This is a genomic window from Paenibacillus mobilis (assembly GCF_058267595.1).
This window is the reverse complement of the sequence record NZ_JBZCMS010000004.1, coordinates 412,094-435,137: the sequence shown is the minus strand read 5'-3', so window position 1 is coordinate 435,137 and position 23,044 is coordinate 412,094. Positions and strand designations below refer to the sequence as shown.

Sequence of the window (23,044 nt, the reverse complement as noted above, 5' to 3'; positions counted from 1 at the left end):
GAGGTTGCTTGACTATTAGGCTTGACTCTAGTCCCGATGGTTGCCAAGTTGCCGGTTGTCGTTACCGTTCATTAAAATCAACGGCTATTGCCCCGGCGGCGCCTGAGTCGGCATGAATGCGCTCCGGACCTCCCTCCGGCTCAATCGTCAATACGATATTGTCCGCAGGGGAAATCGTCTTGTCTTTTACATAAAGATGAGCGCGGTTGGCGTCATAGCGAAGCAACCCCAGGTTGTCTTCACTGCTTTGATTCACCAGCCACACGCGGACGGTCTGTCCTTTGCCGGGAACCAGGCCGCCCACCAGCATGAGCACCTCTTTGGAATCCGCATTATACCACATTTTGCCGAGCTGCGGCTCCTTTCCTCCCCAATGCAGCGGGTAGGACACCGTTTGCGGATCGGACAGGACTTGTAGCGCCTCCGGTTCATAGGTCTTCACATAACGGTTCCACTCGGTATCGGGCTGAGCCAGCGGCAGCGCCGCCCAAAAAATGGCCAGCAGCATAAGCGTTGCCGCAAAACCAAGGGTCCATTTCCAGCGCGATGCAAACAACCCGCTGATTTTCCGGCGAACTCCGATCATTCTGACCTTATGCCGCAGCTGCTTTCTAATCCGGTCCTGTGGAAATTCGGCGGCCTGACCCCATACCTGACCATATTTAAACGCCGGTTCAGTCGATTCGGTGCCAATAAATTCGGCTCCGGCATCATAAGCATGGATTGCAGCCGCTTCAAAGACTTCGGCGGCTTCGGCGATTTCAACGGCTTCAGCAACTCCAGCGGCCTCGGCGGCTTCATAACCTTCGCCTTGTTCATCCGCATCAACGTTTGTCCCCAAAATGCTCTCCCAACGTTGTTTAAGCAGTTGGCAGGCAGGACAAACAGCGGCGTGCGCGGCCATTTCGGCAGCCTTGCTTTCCGGTATGGAGCCCAGCAGCCAATCAATCCATTCCTGTTCGGAATATAGGCGAAGGCAGGCGTCCTGCTCGCCTTGATCATTCAGACCGTTTATCCCCAGCTTCGCTTTATTGAGACCGATGTGTTCGCTCATGCCGGCTTCCTCCTTCCAGTGGGTCCCCCCAGCCCTGCTTCTCCATTTGCCTGCGCAAATTGCCGAGCCCGTACCGCACCCATGATTTGACGGTTCCAATCGGCACGTTCCATGCCTCCGACATTTCCCGTTGGGTTTGCAGCGAATAATAGGAACCCATGATCGCCTTCTTCTGCGGTTCCGGCAGCGCATAAATCGCCGTTTGCAAAGCCTCGCGTTCCAGCCTGGACAGCGCTTCATCTTCACCAGAGCCGGAAACGCCGCCGGCTTCCGCTTCCAGCGCCTCGTCTCCCGGATACTGCAGCTTCGATTTGCGGCGCAGCCGGTCGATGCTGCGGCTGCGCGTCAAAACTGCCAGCCAGGCTTTGATCGACCCGCGCCCCTTATCGTAAGCTCCTCCTTTGCGGAGCACCTCCAAAAATACTTCGTGGCAGATATCCTCCGCTTCCATCCGGTCTCCTGCCAGGCGCAAGGCCACCTGCAGCACAAATGGAGCATAATGGGCATAAAACGCATCAAACGCTTTCACCGAGCCGCTGCACATTTCGCGCAGCAGCCCGGTCATCTCTTCATTTTGCAGGTCCATTCCTCCGCCCTCCCGCAAAAGCCTTCAATTTCATCCACCTCCCGTTTTACCAAAAACCAAGGAATTTGAAAACCACTTTTTTTTGTAAAAGCATAAATCCAAATTGCTTTTTCATTCGTATCCGAAATGAAAGGCAAGCGGAGAAAAGAAAAAAAGCTTTGCTGCCACAGGCGAGGGGCCCATCCCTGCGGCAGCAAAACGCAACAACAACGGTCTGAAAGACGTAAGTCTCCATCCGCTTGCCTCACCGCATTTCGACATTTTTATGAAACAGGAGGAACCAACATGCTTTTATCCTTACGAAAAGCGGCGCTGTCCATCATGGTCCTGTTCACCGCCCTGGGCGGCAGCGTGCTGACCGAATCTCCCCGCGCTGCGGCTGCGGGGGCGCTGGAATTATATACTCCCTATTTGGAATGGTCGGCGGCGCCCGGAGAAACTGTGTCTTATTCGGTGGATCTCGTCAATCATGGGTCGGCTACCGCTTCCGCCGAAATTTCGCTGGAGACGCAAAACAGCGACTGGAAATATAATTTGTCCGCAGGCGGCCGGGAAATTTCGCGCATTGCCGTAAAGCCGGGCGAAACGCAAACCTTTAGTCTGGATTTGGACGTGCCGCTCAAGATCAACAAAGGCCAGTACTCTTTCACTTTGAAGGCGGACCAGGCTTCGCTTCCGCTGGTGGTCAACGTTTCCGAGCAAGGAACATTTAAAACGGAATTTACGCTGGATCAAGCCAATATGGAAGGTTATTCGGACTCCACCTTCACTTACAGCGCGGTACTGCGGAACCGGACGCTTCAGAAACAAACCTACGCCTTGAGCGCCGGGGCCGAAGACGGCTGGGACGTCCGCTTCCAGCTCGACAGCAACAGCGTGACTTCGGTTGAGGTCGATCCGAACTCCGAAAAGACGATTTCGATTCAGGTCAAACCGCCGGAACAGGTCAAGGCCGGCACCTACAAAATTCCGCTTTCGGCAACCAGCGGCGATACTACGGCCAATGCCAGCATTGAAGCGGTGGTAACCGGTACGTATGCTATGAAATTTTCCACATCGGACGATGTCCTGAGTACGGACGTCAAAGCCGGTGCGGAGCGCAAGCTGACGCTGGTCGTGCAAAACACCGGCTCCGCCGAACTGCAGGACTTGTCCTTCTCATCCAACACGCCAACGGATTGGTCGGTTTCCTTTGAGCCTTCCTCCATCAGCTCCATTGCTCCGGGAGAAAGCAAACAGGTGCAGGCTACGATCAAATCCAGCAGCAAAGCCCTTTCCGGCGACTACGTTGTCAGCCTGACGGCTTCTTCGGCCAGCAAAAGCGCAAACGCGGATATCCGGGTGACGGTTAAATCATCGGTATTATGGGGATGGGTGGGGATCCTCATCATACTGGTCGTCATCGCCGGCATTTATTATCTGTTCCGGAAATTCGGGAGAAGATAAGCGATGACCGCCGGCATGACACCCACTCCGGCTGCTGCAGCCGCATGGCCTGCCGCGGCGCCTGTTATTGAGCTCAAAGGACTGACCAAAAAATACGGCGATACGGCCGCCGTCAATCATTTGAATTTAACGATCTCCCGGGGCGAAATCTTCGGGCTGCTTGGCCCCAACGGCGCCGGAAAAACCACAACCATTTTGATGATGCTTGGATTAACTGAACCCACTTCGGGCCAGGCCAAAATATGCGGGCTTAACCCGGCCAGAGAAGCGCTGAAGGTTAAACGCAAAGTCGGCTACCTGCCGGATGACATCGGCTTTTACGAAGACAGAACTGCTTTGGATAATTTGATCTATACGGCCAGACTGAATGGGATTTCCCGGGAGGATGCGGTCGTCAAAGCCGCCGCCCTGCTTGAAAAGACCGGCTTATCCGAACATGCAGGTAAAAAGGTAGGGGCATTTTCCCGCGGGATGCGGCAGCGGCTCGGACTCGCAGACGTTCTGATCAAGAACCCCGAGGTCATCATCCTCGACGAACCGACGCTTGGGATTGATCCCGAAGGGGTGCGCGAACTGCTTGCGCTGATCTCGGCGCTCAGCCGCGATGAGCAGTTGACCGTGCTGCTGTCCTCCCACCATCTGCACCAGGTGCAGCAAATCTGCGACCGGGTCGGCCTGTTCGTTCAAGGCCAATTGATCGCCGCCGGCGACATCCGTTCTTTGTCCGAGCAGCTTGACGAAGACGGCAATTATTATGTTGAGGTTGGGGTCAAAGAGTGGCTGGCCCCGCTGGACGAAGCCATTTCCGCCCTGGAAGGCGTAAACGAAATCCGCAAGCCGACAGCCGGAGATTGGGATGGAACCAGGAATGGGCGAGGCCCGATCGCCACGATCGTCTGCGACCGCGACTTGACGGCGCAAATCGCCGAAGCGGTCACTCACAGCGGGGCTGAGCTCTTTTACATCCGCCGCAAGGAATACGGTCTGGACGACATTTACCACCGCTATTTTGAAAGGAGAGAGGAGTCATGACTTCCTTGAACAAAACGCAGTCGAACCGACTGCTTGCCGAAACGCTCCGGCTGAATGCGGTTCGGGAGACGGCAAGGAAGGTCTGGGCGCAGCTTCGTCCCCGCCGTGATCTGGAGCAGGCGGGAGAACGCTCCCGCACCGCCTCCTCATTTTGGGTGATGGTGGAAAAAGAATGCGGCGACCATTTCCGAAGCTGGCGTTTCGCTATCTTGATGGCCATTATTGTGCTGGCCTGTATCGGGTCCATTTATGCGGCGGTTACCGCCATCCGCTCCGGCGATGCTACCGCCAAAGACACTTCCGGCACCAGCGATACGTTTTTATTTCTAAAAATGTATACCTTAACGAGCTCGTCGCTGGCTGTACCGTCCTTCTCCACGTTCCTGTCCTGGCTTGGCCCTTTGATCGGGATCACGCTTGGTTTTGACGCGGTTAACTCCGAACGGAACAAGGGCACACTGGGACGGCTGTTGTCGCAGCCCATTTACAGGGACGACTTCATCAAGGCCAAATTCGTTTCCGCCCTGTTCGTCATTACCGTCGTTGTTTTTTCGCTTGGCTTTCTGGTGATGGGACTGGGGTTGTTTACCATCGGTTATCCGCCCACGCCGGAAGAGTTTCTGCGGATTATTGTTTTCCTGCTGATGGCCGTCATCTATATCGGCTTCTGGCTGAACCTGTCGATCCTTTTCTCGATCCGCTTCCGGCAGGCGGCAACCTCGGCCTTGTCTTCGATCGCCATCTGGCTGTTCTTCACTATCTTTTACAGCATGATCATCAACATGATCGACAGCGCGACGGCGGTAGCGCAAACGGCAGCACCGGAAACTCAGCTCCAACATATCAACTTCATCTTGACGCTGAACCGGATCTCGCCGACGGAGCTGTTTTCGGAGACCCTAACAACCATGCTGTCGCCCGGCGTTCGTTCGCTTGGCCCGCTGACCATGGATCAGCTCGTCGGAGCGATCGCAAGTCCTCTATCACTGGGGCAAAGCCTGCTGCTAATTTGGCCGCAGCTGACCGGCCTGCTTGCCGCAACCATCATCTGCTTTGGTCTATCATACGTTCTGTTCATGCGTCAGGAAGTCCGCTCCAGAGTTTGACCCGCTGCCATGTATAACAACGAATAATGAATCTCATTGAAAACGCCAGGCTGCCTTCTCCTGTCTTGGAAAAAGCGGCCTGGCGTTTTATGTGCGCAAACACGGATATTTTAAATGATCACGCTGAACGGGTCCCGCTTCAGCGGATTTTCGGCAATCCAGCTGCGCTCTTCATTAAACAGATAGACGCGGTGAACAAGCACGCGGATTTCCTGTCCAATCTGCAGATTTTCTTTCTCCAAGGAACGGAAGGTCGTCAGCGTTTGTCCGCCAACCTCGACTTCCACCAGCCACTCGCTGCCCCTGAAATGCAGGTGCTTAACCACTCCCTCGGCCGTTGCCGAAAGCAGCGCAAACTCGGATTCCGGTCCAACTTCAATATATTCGGGGCGGATCAACGCATGTGTCCCGCTGCCCCCGCTTTCCTCCTCAAACCCTTTTAATGCGGCGGCATGCTCGACCAGCGTGGATTGACCGATAAAAGAAGCCACAAAGGGCGTATTCGGTTCCTTATATAGATCCCAAGGGGTGCCTTTCTGCTCCAGGCGGCCTTGATTGATGATCATGATTTCATCCGCCACTTCAATGGCTTCTTCCTGGTCGTGGGTAACAAAGATGGAGGTAATGCCCACTTCTTCAATCAGCTCACGCAGCCAGGTGCGCAGCTCCTGCCTGATCTTGGCGTCGATGGCGGCAAAAGGTTCGTCCAGCAGCAGCAGCTGGGGGCTCGGGGCAAGCGCGCGGGCAAAAGCAACCCGCTGGCGCTGTCCGCCGGACAGCTGGTGCGGAAGCCTTTTTTCAAAACCTTTAAGGCCGGTCAGCTCAACCAGCTCCATAACCCGTTCCCGGATTTGGGCCTTCTGCAGTTTCTTGATCTTTAATCCAAAAGCAATATTGTCAAAAACCGTCATATGCTTAAACAGGGCATAACTTTGAAATACAAAACCGATTCCGCGATCCTGCGGCGAGAGGCGGTTGACCCGTTCACCATGAAACAGGATATCGCCCTGATCCGGCTGCTCTAAGCCGGCCAGCATGCGGAGTATAGAGGTTTTCCCCCCACCGCTTGGACCCAGCAGGCCTATTAATTTGCCTTTTTCAATTTCAAAGCTGACATCCTTCACTGCATGAAAATCACCAAAATGCTTATCCAAATGCCGCACTTCGACATGCATTCCCGCTTCCACCCTTCCTGTGCCCGCTGCATCTCAAACATTAATCTCATCGACTTACTATGATTTAAAAATACTTTATCAAACCATGACCCCCTCGTCAACGACGAATGGAAAAATTCGGAACACCGCAGCTCTTTGCCTATGCTCGTATCTTGCTTGTATAATCTTCGTTCTGGGCTGCGGCGAAATTTCTGATCCGATTTGAAAAATTGATAATATTGATTTAATTGTTTAATGAGTTAATGTTATATCAATGCAATTGACTAAAGCGATTAGGTGAAATAAAAAGCCGTTATCCGGCGTTGATGTTATAATTCAAAAATCGTGCATGGGCTATGGCAGATGGCTTAATCTCCTCAAAACTTACCCGGCCTTGGATGTAGTTCGATATGAATCCATGTAAGCTGAGGAACATATTTAGCGGGAGTGAAACATGATTTCGAAGCGGGTGATTCTCTTCTTTCAAATGTTTGCGGACCAACGAAGCGAAATGCTCGTAGCATTTAGTTTGTTCCGACCGGCAGTAAGCCAAAATCTCTTCATCCCGCAGCATGAACATTATTTCGTATTGATGCGGATGATCCAAACCGAATTTGATAAACTCCAGCATCAGCTGTTCGATTCGGGTTAAGCCCGGCTCCAGCGGTCTTTCCATAACTTGATCAAATAATACGGAGACATGGTGAAAATCCTGGATGACAATCGCATAAAACAACTCGGCTTTTTCCTTGAAATGATAATAAAGCGAACCATGACTGTATCCCAGATGCTGACCGATGCTTCGCATTGAAATCGACCGGTAACCTTTGGTGATAAACAAGTGCCTGGCGGCTTCCATAATCCTCTCTCGCGTCAACTCGTGCTCTACTGCTCTTCTCGCCATAGACTATTCTCCTTCGATATAAAAGATCCTTTCGCCTTCCGTAATCTGAGACTGCCCCTGCGTCAAATCGGTCATCCATGCTACAAACTGCTCAGCCTCAAGCTCCAGCGGAAGACAAGTTAGTCTGACTTTGTCGGTGAAATCCGTTTGCCCCATCCGGATTCCCCGGTTCCTCAGCTCATTCTCCACTTTGCCTAACCAGGTATAGTCCAATTCTACAACAATTTCGCGGTGCAGTACACGAATAATTGGCTCTCCCGCTTCAATTGCTGCAACCGCGCCGTCCGTATAAGCCCGGATCAATCCGCCTGCCCCCAGCATGATCCCGCCAAAATAACGGGTCACTACGATGGCGACATTTTTTAACCCCTGATTTCGAATCACCTCCAAAATAGGTTTACCAGCCGTTCCGCTTGGCTCTCCATCGTCCGACTGCTTTTGAATTTCGTCGCGTTCCCCTATCATATAGGCCGAGCAGTTATGGGTGGCGTTCCAGTGCTGTTTCTTGATTTCCTCAATAAAAGCCACCGCTTCTTCTTCGGTTTCCACAGGACGAATGTGGCCGATAAATCTGGATTTCTTGATGACGATCTCTTTGCTGCCTTCCTGACGGACCGTTTTGTATGTAGTAAGCATATGCGTGATCCTTCCTTTAATGCCGTAATAACGCAGAATTCGCTAAAAATAGCTCTAACCGGGTCCGACTGTGACCCTTTATGTCATCTTGCAGGTAATCAAAAAGCAGTTCCGCCTGAAGGCTGCGAACTGCTTCTTGAGGTCTGGCTATTATTATAGCTTATTTCACGCTGGAAACGTAAGCCTTAAATCCGATAAAACCCGGCTCCGATTATTCGGAAAGTCTGGCTTCCAGCTCGGCTTTTTCTTTCTCGTAGCCTGGTTTGCCAAGCAGGGCGAACATGTTTTTCTTGTAAGCTTCAACCCCCGGTTGGTCAAACGGATTTACGCCGGACAGGTAGCCGCTCACGCCGCAGGCTTTCTCGAAGAAATAAACGAGGTAGCCGAAGGAGTATGGGCTCATGTCTTTTACGTTTACGATCAGGTTAGGCACTTGACCATCCGTATGCGCAAGCAAGGTGCCTTGGAACGCTTTTTTGTTTACGAAATCCATCGTTTTGCCTGTCAGGAAGTTCAAGCCGTCAAGGTCCGTTGGATCTTCTTCGATTGTGATATGGCTTTTAGCTTCTTCAACCTGGATGACCGTTTCAAAAATGTTGCGGTTGCCTTCCTGAATGAATTGGCCCATGGAGTGAAGGTCTGTCGAGAAGTCTACAGAAGCCGGGTAGATGCCTTTGTAGTCTTTGCCTTCGCTTTCGCCGTACAATTGTTTCCACCATTCGGATACATAGTGCAGGGATGGCTCGTAGTTCACCAGGATTTCGGTTACTTTGCCTTTGCGGTACAAAGCATTGCGGACTGCGGCATATTGGTAAGCGCCGTTTTCAGCCACGTTAGGATTGCTGTATTCTTTAGCAGCATCGGCTGCGCCTTTCATGATTTCTTCAATGTTGATGCCGGCAGAAGCGATCGGCAGCAAACCTACAGCCGTAAGAACGGAATAACGTCCGCCTACGTCATCAGGAATCACGAAACTTTCGTAGCCTTCTTCGTTAGCCAATTTTTTAAGGGCTCCTCTTTCGCGGTCCGTAGTGGCGTAGATCCGTTTGCGGGCTTCTTCTTTGCCGTATTTCTCTTCCAAAGCTTTGCGGAAAATACGGAAAGCAATAGCCGGCTCGGTTGTTGTACCGGATTTGGAGATGACATTGACGGAGAAGTCTTTGCCTTCGATCAGCTCCAGCAGGTGGTTCACATAGGTAGAGCTGATGTTGTTGCCTGCGAAATAAATTTCAGGAGTTTTGCGTTTGTCTTTAGGCAGCAGGTTGTAGAAGGAATGCTGCAAAGCTTCGATAGCCGCGCGCGCTCCCAGGTAAGAACCGCCGATACCAATCACGATCAGCACGTCGGAATCGCCTTGGATTTTCTTGGCGGCCTGCTGAATGCGGGCAAACTCTTCTTTGTCATAAGCCGTAGGCAGATCGATCCAGCCGAGGTAGTCGGAACCAGCGCCGGTGCCTTTATGAAGCTGCTCATGAGCCAAACGGATAGGCTCTGCCAAATTATCGATTTCATGTTGGTTTACAAACGAAAGGGCTTTGCTGTAATCAAAACTAACTTGTTTAGACATCTAGGATAACGCCTCCGTTAACTTTGTTTTAGTGACAATCCAGCTCTAAATCTCTCTTAACTTGTCCTGACTCAAACAACCAAATTTAGGATACTGTAATTTCCCTCTGAAAACAAGGGCATTATACACGTCCCTTCAGCCGTGATAGAATAAGCTAGGATATTTAAATTTGGATATAGAAGGTGACGATCATTATGAAAAAAATCGGATTCATCGGACTGGGCACCATGGGTGCGCCCATGGCCTCCAATCTTCTGAAAAAAGGATATGCCGTTACGGTATATAACCGTTCCGCCGCCAAAGCGGAGGCTCTTTCCAAAGAAGGAGCCTCCGTTGCGCTTACTCCCCGTGAAGCCGCAGCCGGACAAGACGTTGTTATCACCATGGTGAGCGACGATTCGTCCATCGCGGCCGTGTATGAGGGACTAGACGGCCTGCTGGCCGGACTGGGCGAAGGCAGCGCCGTCATTGACTCCAGCACGATCTCTCCTGCCCTGTCCAGACAGCTCGCCGAGCAAGTCGCCGCCAAAGGCGGAACTTTTCTGGATGCGCCTGTGACCGGCAGCAAACCTGCAGCGATCGACGGCACGCTCGTCTTTATGGTCGGCGGACCTGCCGAAACCGTGGAAGCTCATCGGGACCTTTTTGACACCATGGGCAAAAAAGTGCTCTACATGGGCGAAAACGGCACAGGCTCCATCGCCAAGCTGGCCCATAATACCATTGTCGGCATCAATAACCTTGCTTTGGCCGAAGGGTTCGCCATGGCCTCCAAAGCAGGACTCCCGGTTGATCAGTTTCTGGAGCTTGTTCAGCTCGGTTCGGCGGGCAGCAAAGCCGCTGATTTGAAGGGCCTCAAAATTATCGAACATAACTTCGATAACCAGTTCTCCCTTGCCTTGATGCTCAAGGATTTGAAGCTGGCCTCTTCGCTTAATGACGGAGCCGGCCTGCCTTCCCCTTTGCTGAACCTGGCCAAATCGATGTTCCAGGCCGGACAAACGCAGGGTTACGGTGACGAAGATCTTTCCGCTGTCGTCAAAGTATACGAGCAGTGGATCGGACACCGAATCGCGGATAACCAAAAATGAATTAGCTGAAAGACGAAAAAGGCTTTATCGCCGAAGGCGGTAGGGCCTTTTTTCTATGCCGCCCGGTTTTTGAGGGTCTGAAGGCATAGAAAGGTAAGCGCTGCGGGTGACCCGCAGCGCTTTGCTTATCCTATTACAGCTGTTCTTTAACCAGCTTCACTACATTTTCAACGGTAAAGCCGTATTCTGCGATGACTTTGTCGCCAGGGGCGGAAGCACCGAAGGTGTCGATACCGAGGATTTTGCCGCTTTCGCCAGCATAACGTTCCCAGCCGAACGGAGAAGCCATTTCGATGGCTACGCGGGCTTTCACGTCTGGAAGAATAACGGAATCTTTGTAAGCTTTATCTTGTTTTTCGAAGAGATCGAAGCTTGGCAGGCTGACAACGCGTACTTGGATGCCTTCCTCTGCCAATTTGGCTTGTGCTTTCACAGCCAGTTGAACTTCGGAGCCTGTTGCGATCAATTGGGCAACCGGTTTGCCGTCTTTCGCATCGGATACTACATAACCGCCGCGTTTGATGCCTTCGCGGGCTGCTTCAGCCGTATTCTCAAGAATAGGCAGGTTTTGACGAGTCAACACGAGAGCAACCGGGCTGGAAGTGTTCTCAACCGCATAAGCCCAAGCTGCGGAAGTTTCGTTGCCGTCAGCAGGACGGATAACCGTCAAACCTGGGATAATGCGCAGGGAAGCCAATTGTTCGATTGGTTCATGCGTAGGACCGTCTTCGCCGACAGCGATACTGTCGTGGGTCAGCACGTAAGTAACAGGCAGTTTCATCAGGCTTGCCAGACGGACAGCCGGACGCAGGTAGTCGGTAAATACGAAGAATGTACCGCCGAATACTTTAATGCCGCTGTGCAGGGCAATACCGTTCATAGCCGCAGCCATGCCGAACTCACGAACGCCGAAATAGATGTTGCGGCCGTCGTAGCTGCCTGGAGCGTAGTTGGTAAGACCTTTCAGGTGAGTCATTGTGGAGCTTTCCAGGTCAGCCGAACCGCCGGCCAGGTTAGGCACGTTTGGAGCGAGGCCGTTCAAAGCGTTACCGGATGCAACACGAGTGGAAACCGCTTTGTCGTCTTTGCTGTATTTAGGCAGGTCTTTGTCCCAGCCTTCTGGCAATTGGCCGGAAATAGCCAGTTCAAATTGTTTAGCCAGTTCAGGGAACTCGGCTTTGTATTTAGCGAATTGCTCATCCCAAGTTTTGTTGACCTCTGCGCCTTTTTCTTTCACTTCAGCAAAATGGTTACGTACTTCTTGTGGAACGTAGAAGTCTTCTTCGTAAACCCATTTGTAGAATTCTTTAGTCAGTTTGGCTTCGTCTTTACCCAGCGGGGAACCGTGAGTACCGCCGTGGCCGCCGATCCCTTGTTTGTTCGGGCTGCCATAGCCGATTACGGTTTTAACTTCGATCAGAGTAGGACGAGCTGTATCTTTTTTGGCTTCTTCGATGGCTGCCGCAATAGCGTCCAGATCGTTGCCGTCTTCTACGAACAGCGTTTGCCAGCCGTAAGCGTCAAAACGTTGTCTTACATTTTCGGAGAAGCTCAGGTTAGCTTTACCGTCCAAAGTAATATCGTTGGAGTCATAGAGGAAAATCAATTTGCCGAGTTTCAGGTGGCCGGCCAGGGAAGCTGCTTCAGCAGAAACGCCTTCCATCAAGTCGCCGTCGCCGCAAATGCCGTACGTAAAGTGATCTACTACTTTGAAGTTGCCTTTATTGTAAGTTGCCGCCAGCTGTTGCTCAGCCATAGCCATACCTACCGCCATAGCGATACCTTGACCAAGCGGACCTGTAGTCGCGTCAACACCAGCAGTGTGGCCAAATTCAGGGTGACCTGGAGTTTTACTTCCCCATTGACGGAATTGTTTCAAGTCATCCAGGGAAAGGTCGTAGCCGCTCAGGTGAAGCAAGCTGTAAAGCAGCATGGAGCCGTGTCCTGCAGACAATACGAAACGGTCGCGGTTAATCCAAGTCGGATTGGAAGGATTGTGGTTCATTGTTTTCGCAAACAGCTGATAGCCCATTGGCGCGGAGCCCATCGGCATACCTGGATGTCCGGAATTAGCTTTCTCGATAGCGTCGATAGCCAGTGTACGGATCGTTGTGATCGACAAGGCTTCGATTTCTTTGTTCTGTTCAATTGAACTCATGAAATTGTTTCCTCCTCTATTCCTTCCGGGAATATGATTGGGTATTGATATCGTCATTTTGAAAAAGTCAAAATGACTTTTTATATCTGCTGATATTGTAACACATAATCCAATCTTTTTTCTACATTTTTCGATAATTCGGTTCCGAGAGCGGTATGCGCCTTCTAGCACATACTACCCCTTACCCCATACATTACCCTTAAATTTAGGAACTTTATACACCATTTACGTAAAAAAAGAAGCACTTTCTCAGATTAAAAACTTCTGTGAAAGTGCTTGATAGAAGGATTTCAAAAGGGAAACCGTTCTTAAATGACTAGCCGAGTTAAAGAGGAATCCTAATTAAAAACAACGGTTTTATTTTGATGAACGAGAATCCGGTCTTCAATATGCCATTTGACCGCACGGGCCAGAACCACACGTTCAATGGTCCGGCCGATCCGTTTCAGTTCAGCCACATCGTCCCGGTGACTGACCCGCTGCACGTCCTGCTCGATGATCGGTCCGCCGTCCAGCTCCTCCGTGACATAATGGGCGGTAGCCCCGATAATTTTCACACCGCGGTCATAGGCCTGGGCATAAGGTTTGCCGCCCACAAAAGCTGGCAGGAAGGAATGGTGGATGTTGATCAGACGGTTCCGGTAAGGCTGAATGAGCGCCGGACTCAAAATCTGCATGTACCTGGCCAGAACAATAACGTCGACCTTGCCGTTCACCAGATCAAGCTGGCGTTGTTCCGCGGCCGCTTTCGTATCCGCAGTAACCGGAACATGATGATAGGGGATGCCGAACGAACGGACGTAATCTCCCATATCCGGATGGTTGCTGACGACCATCGCAATATCCGCGTCAAGGTCCCCCGCCTGCCATTGCCAAAGCAGTTCGACCAGGCAGTGGTCTTCCTTGGAAACAAAGATCGCCAGCTTTTTCCGCCGGCTCAGCGGATGAATGGACCAGTTCATCTGGAAGTTCTGGGCGATTTCCGCAAAATCGGCTTCCAGCGAAGCCAGCCGGTCAGGCAGCTGTTCCAGATCAAATTCGATCCGCATAAAAAACATCCCGCCCTCCGGATCCATCGTATATTGATCCGACTGGACGATGTTAGCTCCGTGATCGAACAAAAAACGCGATACGGCTGCCACGATCCCTGGTCCGTCCGGACAGGAGATAAGCATTCTGGCCCGGTTTTGCCGCGCTTGTCCCGTTTGCTGCAGGTGAGGATTAATATGCCGGTCCGTTTCCCGGCCGGTCTGCTGCCCTGTGTGTCCGTTCAATGGTGTCGTTGTTTGGCTGCCTGTATGAGGCTCCGTCTGTTTATCCGTCATTCCTGTTCATGCCCCTCTCCGCTGTTGAAAATCTCTAAAAGCTGAAAACTATATTTTTCATAAAGATGAACTTTGGGTGGAGAAATATGAAACGGTCAATCCACAATTTACGCTTATTACGCGGCCTTACATTTATTCTTCAGCTTTACATTTATTCTTCGGCTAACCAGGCGATCAAACGCTTGTTGACTTCCTCTTCGCTCAATTCGGCAAACAAGCCTTCTTCAATAACCTGATCATAAAGGCGCTCCAGCGGTTCCCGCGGATCCGCTTTTTTCGCTTTGGCATCATTTTTCAGAAGGTTCCAGGTATCCAGCACAAAGCTGCGGGACTTCACACCCTTCTCGGCAAAAAAGGCTTTAAGCTTGTCCACGTCTGCAATAAAAGTTTCGCCGAAACGTTCCGCCACGTTCCCTCTTAAAAGGGCAATTTCAATCTCATACATCGGGCGCTGCGTTTTGGCATCCTTGCCGATCCAAGGCGTTTCCAGGATGAACGGCAGATGTTTGAGCGCCTCATGCCGGGTAAAACGTTTAATAGCTTCGAACCCGATATACCCCGAACCGATCGGCGTATGTCTGTCTTTGCGGGAACCGGCCGGATTTTTGCTGTCATTGATGTGCATGACCTGAATCCGGTTTAAACCGACCAAACGGTCAAACTCGATAAGCACGCCGTCCAAATCATGAACGATGTCATATCCGGCATCATGAATGTGGCAGGTATCCATCGTTACGGTAAGACGTTCATTGTGCGTTACTTTATCCATAATACGCGCCAGTTCCTCAAAGCTGCGGCCCATTTCGGTTCCTTTCCCCGCCATGGTTTCCAAGGCGATGTGAACGTCCGTTTCCTGAGTGCCGTTCAAAACTTCGTTAAGGCCTGCGGCAATGCGGTCTATGCCGTATTCGGCATCCTTGTCCGTAAAAGCACCGGGGTGAAGTACGATTTGCGTCACGCCCAGCGCATGAGTCCGGTGAATTTCCTGCTGGAGGAAATCTACGGCAAGCTCGTAAGTATTGGACTTATAGGAGCCCAGGTTGATAATATAAGGCGCATGCACCACGATCTCTTCGATGCCCGCTTCTTTCATCAAAGCCTGGCCTTCCTCGATGTTCATCGTTTCAATCGGTTTGCGGCGCGTATTTTGCGGGGCTCCCGTATATATCATGAAGGTGTTCGACCCGTATAAGGCCGCTTCCTTGGTTGCCGTAATTAATCCTTTGTCTGAAAAGGATACATGTGAACCTATTTTTAACATTTGGATGCTCCTTTCGGCACTTCCTGACTACTTATTCATTCAGGATTTCCCCCTATTTTAACTTGAATGCTAAAATAAAGCTAGAAGCTTCCACTTAGTGTCACTGGCAGCAAACTGAGTGTTTTCGCTCAGCGAATCATGCAGATTTTAAATATAAGGAGGCGTTAAGGAATGCGAATCGCAATTGCCGGGGGTACCGGCTTTATCGGCAGAAAACTTACGGATTGGCTCCAAGAACAAGGCGATCAGGTTATCGTCATCAGCCGGACGCCGGACAAAGTCTTGCAGGGAAACCAGAACGCGGCAATCGAGTCCTGGAGCTGGCAGCAGATTCTCAGCAATCCTAATGCTGCCGGACAAATAGATGCTGTAGTTAATCTTGCCGGCGCTTCCCTGAACCAGCATTGGAACGAAAAGGCCAAACAGCGGATTATCGAAAGCAGGTTAACCACCGTTCACCAAACCGCTAAATGGATCCGGGGGTTATCCCGGAAGCCGGAGGTTGTCGTGCAAAGCTCGGCCGTAGGCATTTATGGTACTTCGATCGAAAAGACGTTCGACGAAACCGCGAAGGTAACGCCATCGGACTATCTCTCCAGAGTAACCATCGGCTGGGAGAACGCGGCAGATGAAATCGTCCGCCAGGGGATTAGACTGGTCAAGCTTAGAACCGGCGTCGTGCTCGGCAATACAGGCGGAGCCTACCCGCTGATGAAGCTTCCATTTCTGCTAGGGGCGGGAGGGACGATCGGCAGCGGAAAGCAGTGGCTTTCCTGGATTCACCTCGAGGATATGTTAAGACTGATTGATTTTTCCATCAAAAACAAGAACGTTTCCGGGCCTGTAAACGCAGTTGCTCCATCACCCGTTACCAATAAAAGCTTTGGCCATGCTATTGCCAGACACTACCGTCGGCCCTACTGGCTTCCATTGCCCGGCGTCCTGCTTAAAGCAGCACTGGGAGAACGATCCACCCTGCTGCTCGACGGTCAAAAGGTATTGCCTGCCAAAGCGCTAGAAGCAGGGTTTGAATTTGCTTATCCGGATCTGGACGCAGCCTTGGCCGACTTGAAAAAACGCAGCGGGGACTGATCCCTATTCGTTTCAGGTGCCTGACAGCTTATAACTGACACCCGCGATCTGAAATTCATCTCCGGGCAAAAGCCGGTAGTCTTTATAAGGAACCATATTTTCACCGTTGAGCACGGTACCGTTTTTAGACCCTAAATCTTTTATTCTCCAATTTTGAGGATTGACCAAAACCTCTACATGCGCTCTGGAGGTCCCCGGACTATTTTCAACGTATTGGGCCACTTCCGGGGCCCTTCCGATCACGAAACTGCCCGCTTTCAGCTCAATCCGCTGCAGCGTCTCCTGCCCTTTCTCTCTTCTTTCCAACACGCCGAGCCTGCCTGCGGGCCCATTGTCCATCATTTGTTCCCTGCTTAACAGCACAGTAGCCTGCTGCAGTCCTCCCTGACTGATCTGAGAATGTTCAGAATATAAACCGTCATGCCCGGTCTCTTCCTGCGGGTTTAAATCCGGAAGGGAATGTTTGATTGGCGAAGCATCATTTCTCCGGTCTTGATTCGCTAAGGTAAAATTTCTTCCGTTCAAATTGTCTCCAGGCCAAGGATCTTCACGATCGGTCACATATTCAATCAACCTGGAGCCGGAGCCAACCAGCTTATGTCCTTGTCCAGAAAGACCGGCTAGTCCCGGAGTAAGTCCGCTAGAGAATGTAGAAAAATTATCAGCCTTGCTCAGATCGTTATCCAGATAATTCTCATCCGCTGCCCCAGCCCCCAACATGGACTTCCGTTTAATCAGCAATATGGAAGCAATCGCTGCTGCAAACGTAATAAAGGAGGAAAAATACAGCCCGCTTTGCTTGGGTTCATCTAGGTATAAAAACTTCCAGGCAAGGGCCGAAAGCAATACTGCCGCCAACAGGATATAGGTACGTCTGCCAGAGGATTGTTTTTCGTTACTGCTGCCGCCGCGGCCAGCCCCCGTTTCTGTCTCTGTTCCTGTTCCTGTTCCTGTTCGTGCTCGCGTTCCAGCCCCTAGCCCTGTCGCTATTTCAGCTCCAGCTCCTATTGCAGAAAACGCGGCCGATTCCGAAAACGCCGCTTGTTTGATCTTTCCGCTAAAACCCGTAAAAATACCAGGCAAGCCGGGTAAAAAGGAAGGGAGTCTTTCCGCCAACAGCTCGTCGCCGCCCTCTTCCGGAATTCTTTCCGGCCTCCTTTCTACATCAAGATACGGAGATAGGCGGAAGGAGCCGGGCATGGACCCGGATCGGTCACCTTCTGCTTGCCGTGAATTTTCTCCCTCGTATCCTTCCAGCAATTGAAGAAGCAAGCTCCGGAATCCCCCATAAGTAAAAGCATCGTGGCTGCTGCAAAATTTTATCATTTGCTGGATACATGCTCCCTCAAGTTCCTCGATCTTGGGAACCAAACCGGTTATGAAATCCAGCAGCACTTTGGCCGGGTCCTGCTGCTCGAAGGTTTGCCCGAAACTCGCGTTGATTTGTATATCGTTAACGGGCACGTAAGTCAAATAAACGGTTCCCGAGGACAAACTCCCTTTTACAAAAATATAGGATCCCTCAAGGAGAAACCGGGAAGCCTTCAGCATATATTGTTTGCATTGGGCTAAAACGGTCGTCACCTGCAGAAGCAATCCTAAAAACTCGGTTTGGCTCATCTTTTCACTCTTCAGCAGGTGGGAAAGCATTCGTTTGCCTGTTATTTCATAGAGAAGTTTAACTTCGAAATCAATCTCCTGGATACTGACTTTTAGCAGGTGCGGAATCCGGTTTGCCGTGAGCATGCCGCATTGGGTTCTGTTTAAGCTGCCTGCATGCAGGTCATCGCCTGTAAGCACCATATATGTACCGTTATTTTCCACGAAATCCGTGCTCAAAGCTCTCATTCCTGTTCCCTCCTCACATATTCAGATAGGCCAAAATCGTGCCCGGAAGTACAGCTACCATAAACGGAAACCGGATCATCTTGTCACGGGAATACTTTAACGGCCCGACATTTCTTAACATTACGGCACCGTATAAGCTTCGCCAGACATTCGATATTCTTGCGACTGCATCCCCGCGGAGCATTAAAATAAAGAACCCGATTACTCCTGCTGCCAATACCGAATAAACCAGACTGCTTAAGGTAAAAAACACTCCTGTCCAGGCGCCGATGCCGCCAAACAACTTGACGTCCCCTCCTCCTACCGCTCCGCAGCCATACAAAACCAGCATGATGCCGAAACCTGCGCCAAATCCTTTAAGACTAAACCACAGTCCGCCAAAACCGTCCGAAGCAAACTGATAAACCAATCCAGAAACGATAGAAGCAGCGGTAATTTTGTTTGGAATTTTCATCGTCCGAATGTCGGTATAAAACGCCGCCATCAAAAAAACAAAGCAGCCTATATAAGACCAGATATTAGGCCAGATCATGGGTCATTCCGCTCCTCCTTTGCGTTATTCCGCTAAACATCATTCCTTATTTGAACTTTCAACCGCAAATACCGATTCCGTCACCCCGCCCTCCGGCGTTTCAATGACAAACTGCCAGGTCCCTGGAGTGGTGTTTCCGCCAACCAGCCAGGTCCATTCAACCATTCCGTTTTTGTCTGCGGTTGCTGTTCCCAAGTATTTGGCCATGCTTTTTCCGCTTTTATAATAAATCGTCAGGGTGGCCGTCCCTCCCGGGGCAATTTTGGCCCGAATCGTTGCTTTCCTTCCGGCATATGCCGGGTTTGGCTTATCCAAAACGACGGGCTTAACTCCGGTTTCTCCTTCCGTTCCCTGCCCGCCTTCTGTTTCGAGTTCAAGCGTATCCCCGATCCATAACCGTTCGTAGGCTTTGGATTGAAGAAACAGCTTGCTGCCGGTAAATGGCACGCGAATGGGCAGCTCATAACTGATTTCCACGCCAAAATAAGGGGTTTTACCGGATTTCAAATCCGGGACCTCCACTTTGGACACATGAGTCCGGTCCGGATTCAGTCCCGCTTCCTCCAGAAAAGGCGTTAGGAGCGGCTTCGCTACGGGATCCAGCAAGGCTTCTGAAGCTTCCGTTTTTAATTGCTCGATAGGCTCAGCTCCTTGATTTACGGCATCCTTAAGCCAATTGGATAAAGGTGGCGGGAGTTGTGACGAGAATTTTTCCGAAAAATCAGAGATAGATAAGGAAGGCAGTCGAATCGCCGGTTTTGATTTTCCGCTCCCGTTTCTGTCTCCGTTCCCCTTACCGTTCCCCGTCTCCGTTTCCTCTGCGTCGGCTGGGGAATCTCCAGCATCTCCGTTCTCCCGCTGCGCAGCTTGAACAGCTAAATAAACCGGATAAATATTGGAAGAGACTTGTTTAACCGAATTTATAACGGCCGTATGCATCCGGGTGGAGATCAGGCTCATCTGCACCATGTAACTAAAGAAAAACACAAACAGGATAAACAACGGAAGCACCAGCGAGGCTTCAAGCACCATGCTGCCGTCCCTGCCCCTGCTCCTTCCAGGGGGAACTTTCAGCATCGGCCTGCTAGTAAGAATCAGCCGCACTTTTGACCGCAAAATAACTGCTCCCCTCGATTTGACCTTGTCCGGAGTAGGCCTTATTCATAGCCGCAGCAATGCCGGGAAGGAACAATAAATGGATGCCTGTGGTTGCCTTCCCTTCCGCGTAGGTGGCTCTTTCACCGGGATTGATGCCTGTGTTCATCCGGATCAAAGCCAGCATTCTGGACAATCCTTTGTTGCTGCTGCCATGGGCAAACATGAACAACCGCAAATAATCTTTGTAGCTTAACGAAACATTGACATATTTGCTCAGCGGCACGCTGCCCGTCCTGACCAAGGTCAACATATCCGCCAGTGCCTGTTCGGCACCATACAACAAGGCCGAAGCCAGAATCAGAAGGGGATTTCCTTTGCTCGCATTGACAATAAATCCCTCCATAGTCCTGATGGCTAAACGCATAGCAAAAATCTCGCTAAAAGAAGCTGTCAGATTCCCGGCAGGGTTATGAAAACCATAAAGGACATACTCCATCCCCTGCTGCTCGGGGCCAAACAGCCCCGGCTCGGCATTTTGCTCTCCTCCTTCGATCAAACCTTTCAGCTTAGTCACATCAAATGCCTTAAAATACTCGGCGGCATATTCGGCCTCCAGTCCGGTATCCGTCATGCGGCTTAATAGGGAAGCAAAACCGCCGTACAGCCGGTCCATGCCTTTCATCGAATCCGAACCCGTTTCATAAATATCTTCTTTCATATCCTCTTGAACTGCGTTATCGCCAGCTTCAGAATTGAATGCAAGATTGTCCTCGTAATATCCCTTAAGCGAATCAAAAAGCGTCTGCTGCTCGCGAACCTCGCTTTTTAAATCATTCAGCCTGGAGATGATAGTTTTTGCCTGCTTAAGTTTTCCTTTAGCCGCTTTCTCGGTAGACTTAATTTCACCTTCATGATCCCTTTTCTCTTGAATTTCAAATTCCTCTTGATTCAAATCCTTGGAAACCCGATTCGCATAGTGGTCTGCGGCCTCGCCCGCTTCTTCGACGGATCCAGTAAACTCCGCCGTCCCAGTGCTGCCTGCTAGAATCCCCTCCTCTTTTCCAGACAATATGTTTGTCCGTGACTGCACCTCGTTGAAGAATTCAAACTGGTGTTCCACATTCCGGCTCAAGTTTGCAAAAAAACGGTCTTCCCTTAGCAAGGAACGAGTCTGTCCCCGGATTTCCTTGATCTCTTTTCCTCCTTCCGTCTGGTTGTCCCCGGCTTGTCCCATCCCCGGCGAACCGCCAACCGCCTCGTAGTCCGCTCCTTCCTCACGCTGCTCAGCTTCCTTTATTACCTGCTCTATCTGTCCGTTTAAATCCGCAGCTTCTTTAATCCAGTTGCCGCTATCTTGAAGCAATTTTTGATGAGACCTCTCTGACTTCCCAAGCGAAGCCGCCATAACCGAAAAAATCCGCGTTACCCCAGCTCGATACCGGTTAAGCTCAAGGGTATACCGTTTATCCTCCGGCTCGCGGCTGCGATCCGCTTCCAGTTTGTTCACGTATTCTCCATACTGGGCTGCCACGTCCTCCGCATCAGCCACTACGGCCCCAAGTTCCGGTTCAAGGTTCTGCGGACTCCCGTTATGAATAGAATTCCCGAGCGATTCAGTATCCTTTAGGGTAGATTGCTGCGCTTCAAGAACCTTGTCGATCAGTTTTTCCCTCTGGTCATAGAGCTCCTGCAGCTTTTTCAGCACATCCATCGTATTGGAAGCTTCTTTCATTACTTCCGAAACCGGCTTAAATTTATAGACCAGCTCGAGCGCTAAGTTAATCGGGGCCTTATATTTCATTTGTTCACGGATTTGCTGTTCAAACACGGAATAGGTTCCCAGCGGCCTTGAGAGGGTAAGCTCCGAGGAATCCAGCTTCGCGCCCATCAATGAAAACCTGTTTTGGCGCGCAGAGTAATTAAATCCTTCCTGAAGCACTTTGGACATTATATAATTGCTGTCCGTGGAGCCAACGGCGAACAACCCGTAGTTCTCCAGTAGTTCAGGATCATAAGAAGACAATACGGAACGGACGGCCGCATGCAGCGCCGCTTCGCTTTGAGCCTGAAGCGCCGCCATTCTGCCGTAATCCACGAATAGCGCCACAAACGCAAATACAGCCGCAAAAATCATAATAAGAAACGCACTGACCGCTCCTTGCTCCCACCCCTCGTTCCTGAACATTTTTCCTCCTTTCCGGACTGAACCGTCAAACCCTTATCTTGGATATTTATCATAGGGACAGAAGCAGGCGGGCTCAAATTCATTTGGCAAACAGCCGTAAGGCTTCTCCCGCTTCCTTTTGGTCGGTCCCCTGCTCTCCGGAACTGCGGAACCTTGCCGTAAAATATCTGGCCAGCTCTACGGTTCGAATCCACTCTGCCGGCTCCGCGATGTATGAAACCGAACGGACCTTCACTCCCCAATCCCCGCCAAAGCTTTTGTTGAGCGATGAAACGGGCAGCTCCCTTAGCAAATCGGCCTCAACTTTCCGCTGCAGCAAATCATGGGTATAAATAAGCCCGCCGTTAAAAAAATCCGGAATGTCAACGCCGGTGTGCTTCAGCTTTTTTTCGCTCAAGGAATCCCCATCAGCGGGTTCGCCTAACGGGAGATCCAGCCGAACGTTTCCGGAGCCGCTGGACCGGTTAAAAATGGCCTGCAGCAGCCCATCCTCCGTAAACCTCCAGTACAACGGGTCATACTCCCCTTCTTTATAGCTGCCTGTCCGCGAATCCCTGCTGCTGTTGTTCCAAGAGAAGGTTATCCGTTCGGCCGCGACCGCAGCAGCTTGCGCAGATAACGTATTTTGATACAAATACAAACAGAGAAACATAAGAACCAGAACCGACATAAAAACAGCCGGAAGCAGCAAAGATGCCTCGAGGGTAAAAGTCCCTTCCTCCTTTCTGAGAAAAAACCTCATCAATCGTTATCCATAAAATCTTCTGTTTTTGTTTTGGCTTTGCCGAGCAAGCTTTCCACAATTTCTTTCAGCTTATCTCTGAAAATAATGGCCAAAATCACAATAACCGCAATAATCAGAATCATCTCCAGCATCCCCAGGCCTTCTTCGTCGCGGTGGAGCGCCATCAGTTTTTCTTTCATTGCCATTAACATTCAAATTCCTCCTTCGGATGTAGACAAACACAA

20 protein-coding genes and 1 pseudogene are annotated in these 23,044 nt (G+C 50.9%); 5 read left to right on the top strand and 16 right to left on the bottom strand.

Features of this window, described 5'->3' with window-relative positions; all coding sequences use genetic code 11:
* Positions 1-61 precede the first annotated feature (61 nt).
* Positions 62-1,054 carry an anti-sigma factor gene (locus AC3ZPD_RS10655; protein WP_490984252.1) on the bottom strand — a complete coding sequence of 331 codons (993 nt, stop codon included), beginning with the start codon at positions 1,052-1,054 and terminating at the stop codon, positions 62-64.
* Positions 1,029-1,640: an RNA polymerase sigma factor gene (locus AC3ZPD_RS10650; RefSeq protein ID WP_490984251.1), complete on the bottom strand. Its 612-nt coding sequence runs from the start codon at positions 1,638-1,640 to the stop codon at positions 1,029-1,031. Before AC3ZPD_RS10650 ends, AC3ZPD_RS10655 begins: the two co-directional genes overlap by 26 nt.
* A 285-nt stretch (positions 1,641-1,925) precedes the next feature.
* Between AC3ZPD_RS10650 and AC3ZPD_RS10645 the strand changes: the two genes are divergently transcribed.
* From AC3ZPD_RS10645 to AC3ZPD_RS10635, 3 genes are read left to right on the top strand one after another with little or no spacing between them, the layout of a single operon-like run.
* Positions 1,926-3,086 carry a COG1470 family protein gene (locus AC3ZPD_RS10645; protein ID WP_490984250.1) on the top strand — a complete coding sequence of 387 codons (1,161 nt, stop codon included), beginning with the start codon at positions 1,926-1,928 and terminating at the stop codon, positions 3,084-3,086.
* Positions 3,087-3,089: 3 nt separating this feature from the next.
* Positions 3,090-4,118 (top strand): ABC transporter ATP-binding protein, encoded by a 1,029-nt coding sequence (locus AC3ZPD_RS10640; protein ID WP_490984249.1) that lies wholly within the window; start codon positions 3,090-3,092, stop codon positions 4,116-4,118.
* A complete protein-coding gene (locus tag AC3ZPD_RS10635) occupies positions 4,115-5,224 on the top strand; it encodes an ABC transporter permease (RefSeq protein ID WP_490984248.1) in 1,110 nt (369 codons plus the stop codon). Before AC3ZPD_RS10640 ends, AC3ZPD_RS10635 begins: the two co-directional genes overlap by 4 nt.
* Before the next feature lie 110 nt (positions 5,225-5,334).
* Here the strand turns inward: AC3ZPD_RS10635 and AC3ZPD_RS10630 are convergent, their stop codons facing one another.
* From AC3ZPD_RS10630 to AC3ZPD_RS10615, 4 genes are all read right to left on the bottom strand, one after another.
* Positions 5,335-6,399, bottom strand: a complete 1,065-nt coding sequence (locus tag AC3ZPD_RS10630) for a sulfate/molybdate ABC transporter ATP-binding protein (protein ID WP_490984247.1) — start codon at positions 6,397-6,399, stop codon at positions 5,335-5,337.
* A 292-nt stretch (positions 6,400-6,691) separates the two neighbouring features.
* Positions 6,692-7,282: a TetR/AcrR family transcriptional regulator gene (locus AC3ZPD_RS10625; RefSeq protein WP_490984246.1), complete on the bottom strand. Its 591-nt coding sequence runs from the start codon at positions 7,280-7,282 to the stop codon at positions 6,692-6,694.
* 3 nt (positions 7,283-7,285) lie between these two features.
* Positions 7,286-7,918: a YigZ family protein gene (locus AC3ZPD_RS10620; RefSeq protein WP_490984245.1), complete on the bottom strand. Its 633-nt coding sequence runs from the start codon at positions 7,916-7,918 to the stop codon at positions 7,286-7,288.
* A 211-nt stretch (positions 7,919-8,129) separates the two neighbouring features.
* Complete coding sequence (locus AC3ZPD_RS10615) at positions 8,130-9,485, bottom strand: glucose-6-phosphate isomerase (RefSeq protein ID WP_490984244.1); 1,356 nt, start codon at positions 9,483-9,485, stop codon at positions 8,130-8,132.
* Positions 9,486-9,679: 194 nt separating this feature from the next.
* On the opposite strand from AC3ZPD_RS10615, the gene AC3ZPD_RS10610 reads away from it, so the two are divergent.
* Entirely contained in the window at positions 9,680-10,576 is an 897-nt protein-coding gene (locus tag AC3ZPD_RS10610; RefSeq protein ID WP_490984243.1) for an NAD(P)-dependent oxidoreductase, read from the top strand.
* A gap of 133 nt (positions 10,577-10,709) precedes the next feature.
* Here the strand turns inward: AC3ZPD_RS10610 and tkt are convergent, their stop codons facing one another.
* The 3 genes from tkt to AC3ZPD_RS10595 all read right to left on the bottom strand — a co-directional run bounded on the left by tkt (position 10,710) and on the right by AC3ZPD_RS10595 (position 15,320).
* Positions 10,710-12,734 carry a transketolase gene (gene tkt / locus AC3ZPD_RS10605; RefSeq protein ID WP_490984242.1) on the bottom strand — a complete coding sequence of 675 codons (2,025 nt, stop codon included), beginning with the start codon at positions 12,732-12,734 and terminating at the stop codon, positions 10,710-10,712.
* Positions 12,735-13,072: 338 nt separating this feature from the next.
* Positions 13,073-14,059 (bottom strand): formyltetrahydrofolate deformylase, encoded by a 987-nt coding sequence (gene purU / locus AC3ZPD_RS10600; RefSeq protein WP_490984241.1) that lies wholly within the window; start codon positions 14,057-14,059, stop codon positions 13,073-13,075.
* Between the two features lie 151 nt (positions 14,060-14,210).
* The gene (locus AC3ZPD_RS10595; protein WP_490984240.1) at positions 14,211-15,320 is read right to left on the bottom strand and encodes a deoxyribonuclease IV; all 1,110 of its coding nucleotides are present in this window, start codon (positions 15,318-15,320) and stop codon (positions 14,211-14,213) included.
* A 171-nt stretch (positions 15,321-15,491) separates the two neighbouring features.
* On the opposite strand from AC3ZPD_RS10595, the gene AC3ZPD_RS10590 reads away from it, so the two are divergent.
* On the top strand, positions 15,492-16,412 hold the full coding sequence (locus AC3ZPD_RS10590) for a TIGR01777 family oxidoreductase (RefSeq protein ID WP_490984239.1): 921 nt from the start codon (positions 15,492-15,494) through the stop codon (positions 16,410-16,412).
* Between the two features lie 12 nt (positions 16,413-16,424).
* On the opposite strand, the gene AC3ZPD_RS10585 is transcribed toward AC3ZPD_RS10590, so the two are convergent.
* The 7 genes and pseudogenes from AC3ZPD_RS10585 to AC3ZPD_RS10555 all read right to left on the bottom strand — a co-directional run bounded on the left by AC3ZPD_RS10585 (position 16,425) and on the right by AC3ZPD_RS10555 (position 23,011).
* On the bottom strand, positions 16,425-17,807 hold the full coding sequence (locus AC3ZPD_RS10585) for an FHA domain-containing protein (protein WP_490984319.1): 1,383 nt from the start codon (positions 17,805-17,807) through the stop codon (positions 16,425-16,427).
* Positions 17,808-17,837: 30 nt separating this feature from the next.
* Positions 17,838-18,215: pseudogene (locus tag AC3ZPD_RS10580) on the bottom strand (DUF6382 domain-containing protein); the annotation flags it as partial.
* A gap of 58 nt (positions 18,216-18,273) precedes the next feature.
* Complete coding sequence (locus AC3ZPD_RS10575) at positions 18,274-18,792, bottom strand: A24 family peptidase (RefSeq protein ID WP_490984238.1); 519 nt, start codon at positions 18,790-18,792, stop codon at positions 18,274-18,276.
* A gap of 39 nt (positions 18,793-18,831) precedes the next feature.
* The gene (locus AC3ZPD_RS10570; RefSeq protein WP_490984237.1) at positions 18,832-19,908 is read right to left on the bottom strand and encodes a pilus assembly protein; all 1,077 of its coding nucleotides are present in this window, start codon (positions 19,906-19,908) and stop codon (positions 18,832-18,834) included.
* Positions 19,877-22,075, bottom strand: a complete 2,199-nt coding sequence (locus AC3ZPD_RS10565) for a hypothetical protein (protein ID WP_490984236.1) — start codon at positions 22,073-22,075, stop codon at positions 19,877-19,879. Before AC3ZPD_RS10565 ends, AC3ZPD_RS10570 begins: the two co-directional genes overlap by 32 nt.
* 79 nt (positions 22,076-22,154) lie before the next feature.
* Positions 22,155-22,817 carry a pilus assembly protein gene (locus tag AC3ZPD_RS10560; protein WP_490984235.1) on the bottom strand — a complete coding sequence of 221 codons (663 nt, stop codon included), beginning with the start codon at positions 22,815-22,817 and terminating at the stop codon, positions 22,155-22,157.
* On the bottom strand, positions 22,817-23,011 hold the full coding sequence (locus AC3ZPD_RS10555; RefSeq protein ID WP_490984234.1) for a Flp1 family type IVb pilin: 195 nt from the start codon (positions 23,009-23,011) through the stop codon (positions 22,817-22,819). The genes AC3ZPD_RS10560 and AC3ZPD_RS10555 overlap by 1 nt, the downstream gene beginning before the upstream one ends.
* Between the last annotated feature and the right edge of the window lie 33 nt (positions 23,012-23,044).

Bases quoted from the DNA above. Each gene is read 5' to 3' on its own strand.
- AC3ZPD_RS10655 (WP_490984252.1), bottom strand. From the start codon at position 1,054: ATGAGCGAACACATCGGTCTCAATAAAGCGAAGCTGGGGATAAACGGT.
- AC3ZPD_RS10650 (WP_490984251.1), bottom strand. From the start codon at position 1,640: ATGGACCTGCAAAATGAAGAGATGACCGGGCTGCTGCGCGAAATGTGC.
- AC3ZPD_RS10645 (WP_490984250.1), top strand. From the start codon at position 1,926: ATGCTTTTATCCTTACGAAAAGCGGCGCTGTCCATCATGGTCCTGTTC.
- AC3ZPD_RS10640 (WP_490984249.1), top strand. From the start codon at position 3,090: ATGACCGCCGGCATGACACCCACTCCGGCTGCTGCAGCCGCATGGCCT.
- AC3ZPD_RS10635 (WP_490984248.1), top strand. From the start codon at position 4,115: ATGACTTCCTTGAACAAAACGCAGTCGAACCGACTGCTTGCCGAAACG.
- AC3ZPD_RS10630 (WP_490984247.1), bottom strand. From the start codon at position 6,399: ATGCATGTCGAAGTGCGGCATTTGGATAAGCATTTTGGTGATTTTCAT.
- AC3ZPD_RS10625 (WP_490984246.1), bottom strand. From the start codon at position 7,282: ATGGCGAGAAGAGCAGTAGAGCACGAGTTGACGCGAGAGAGGATTATG.
- AC3ZPD_RS10620 (WP_490984245.1), bottom strand. From the start codon at position 7,918: ATGCTTACTACATACAAAACGGTCCGTCAGGAAGGCAGCAAAGAGATC.
- AC3ZPD_RS10615 (WP_490984244.1), bottom strand. From the start codon at position 9,485: ATGTCTAAACAAGTTAGTTTTGATTACAGCAAAGCCCTTTCGTTTGTA.
- AC3ZPD_RS10610 (WP_490984243.1), top strand. From the start codon at position 9,680: ATGAAAAAAATCGGATTCATCGGACTGGGCACCATGGGTGCGCCCATG.
- tkt (WP_490984242.1), bottom strand. From the start codon at position 12,734: ATGAGTTCAATTGAACAGAACAAAGAAATCGAAGCCTTGTCGATCACA.
- purU (WP_490984241.1), bottom strand. From the start codon at position 14,059: ATGACGGATAAACAGACGGAGCCTCATACAGGCAGCCAAACAACGACA.
- AC3ZPD_RS10595 (WP_490984240.1), bottom strand. From the start codon at position 15,320: ATGTTAAAAATAGGTTCACATGTATCCTTTTCAGACAAAGGATTAATT.
- AC3ZPD_RS10590 (WP_490984239.1), top strand. From the start codon at position 15,492: ATGCGAATCGCAATTGCCGGGGGTACCGGCTTTATCGGCAGAAAACTT.
- AC3ZPD_RS10575 (WP_490984238.1), bottom strand. From the start codon at position 18,792: ATGATCTGGCCTAATATCTGGTCTTATATAGGCTGCTTTGTTTTTTTG.
- AC3ZPD_RS10565 (WP_490984236.1), bottom strand. From the start codon at position 22,075: ATGTTCAGGAACGAGGGGTGGGAGCAAGGAGCGGTCAGTGCGTTTCTT.
- AC3ZPD_RS10560 (WP_490984235.1), bottom strand. From the start codon at position 22,817: ATGAGGTTTTTTCTCAGAAAGGAGGAAGGGACTTTTACCCTCGAGGCA.
- AC3ZPD_RS10555 (WP_490984234.1), bottom strand. From the start codon at position 23,011: ATGTTAATGGCAATGAAAGAAAAACTGATGGCGCTCCACCGCGACGAA.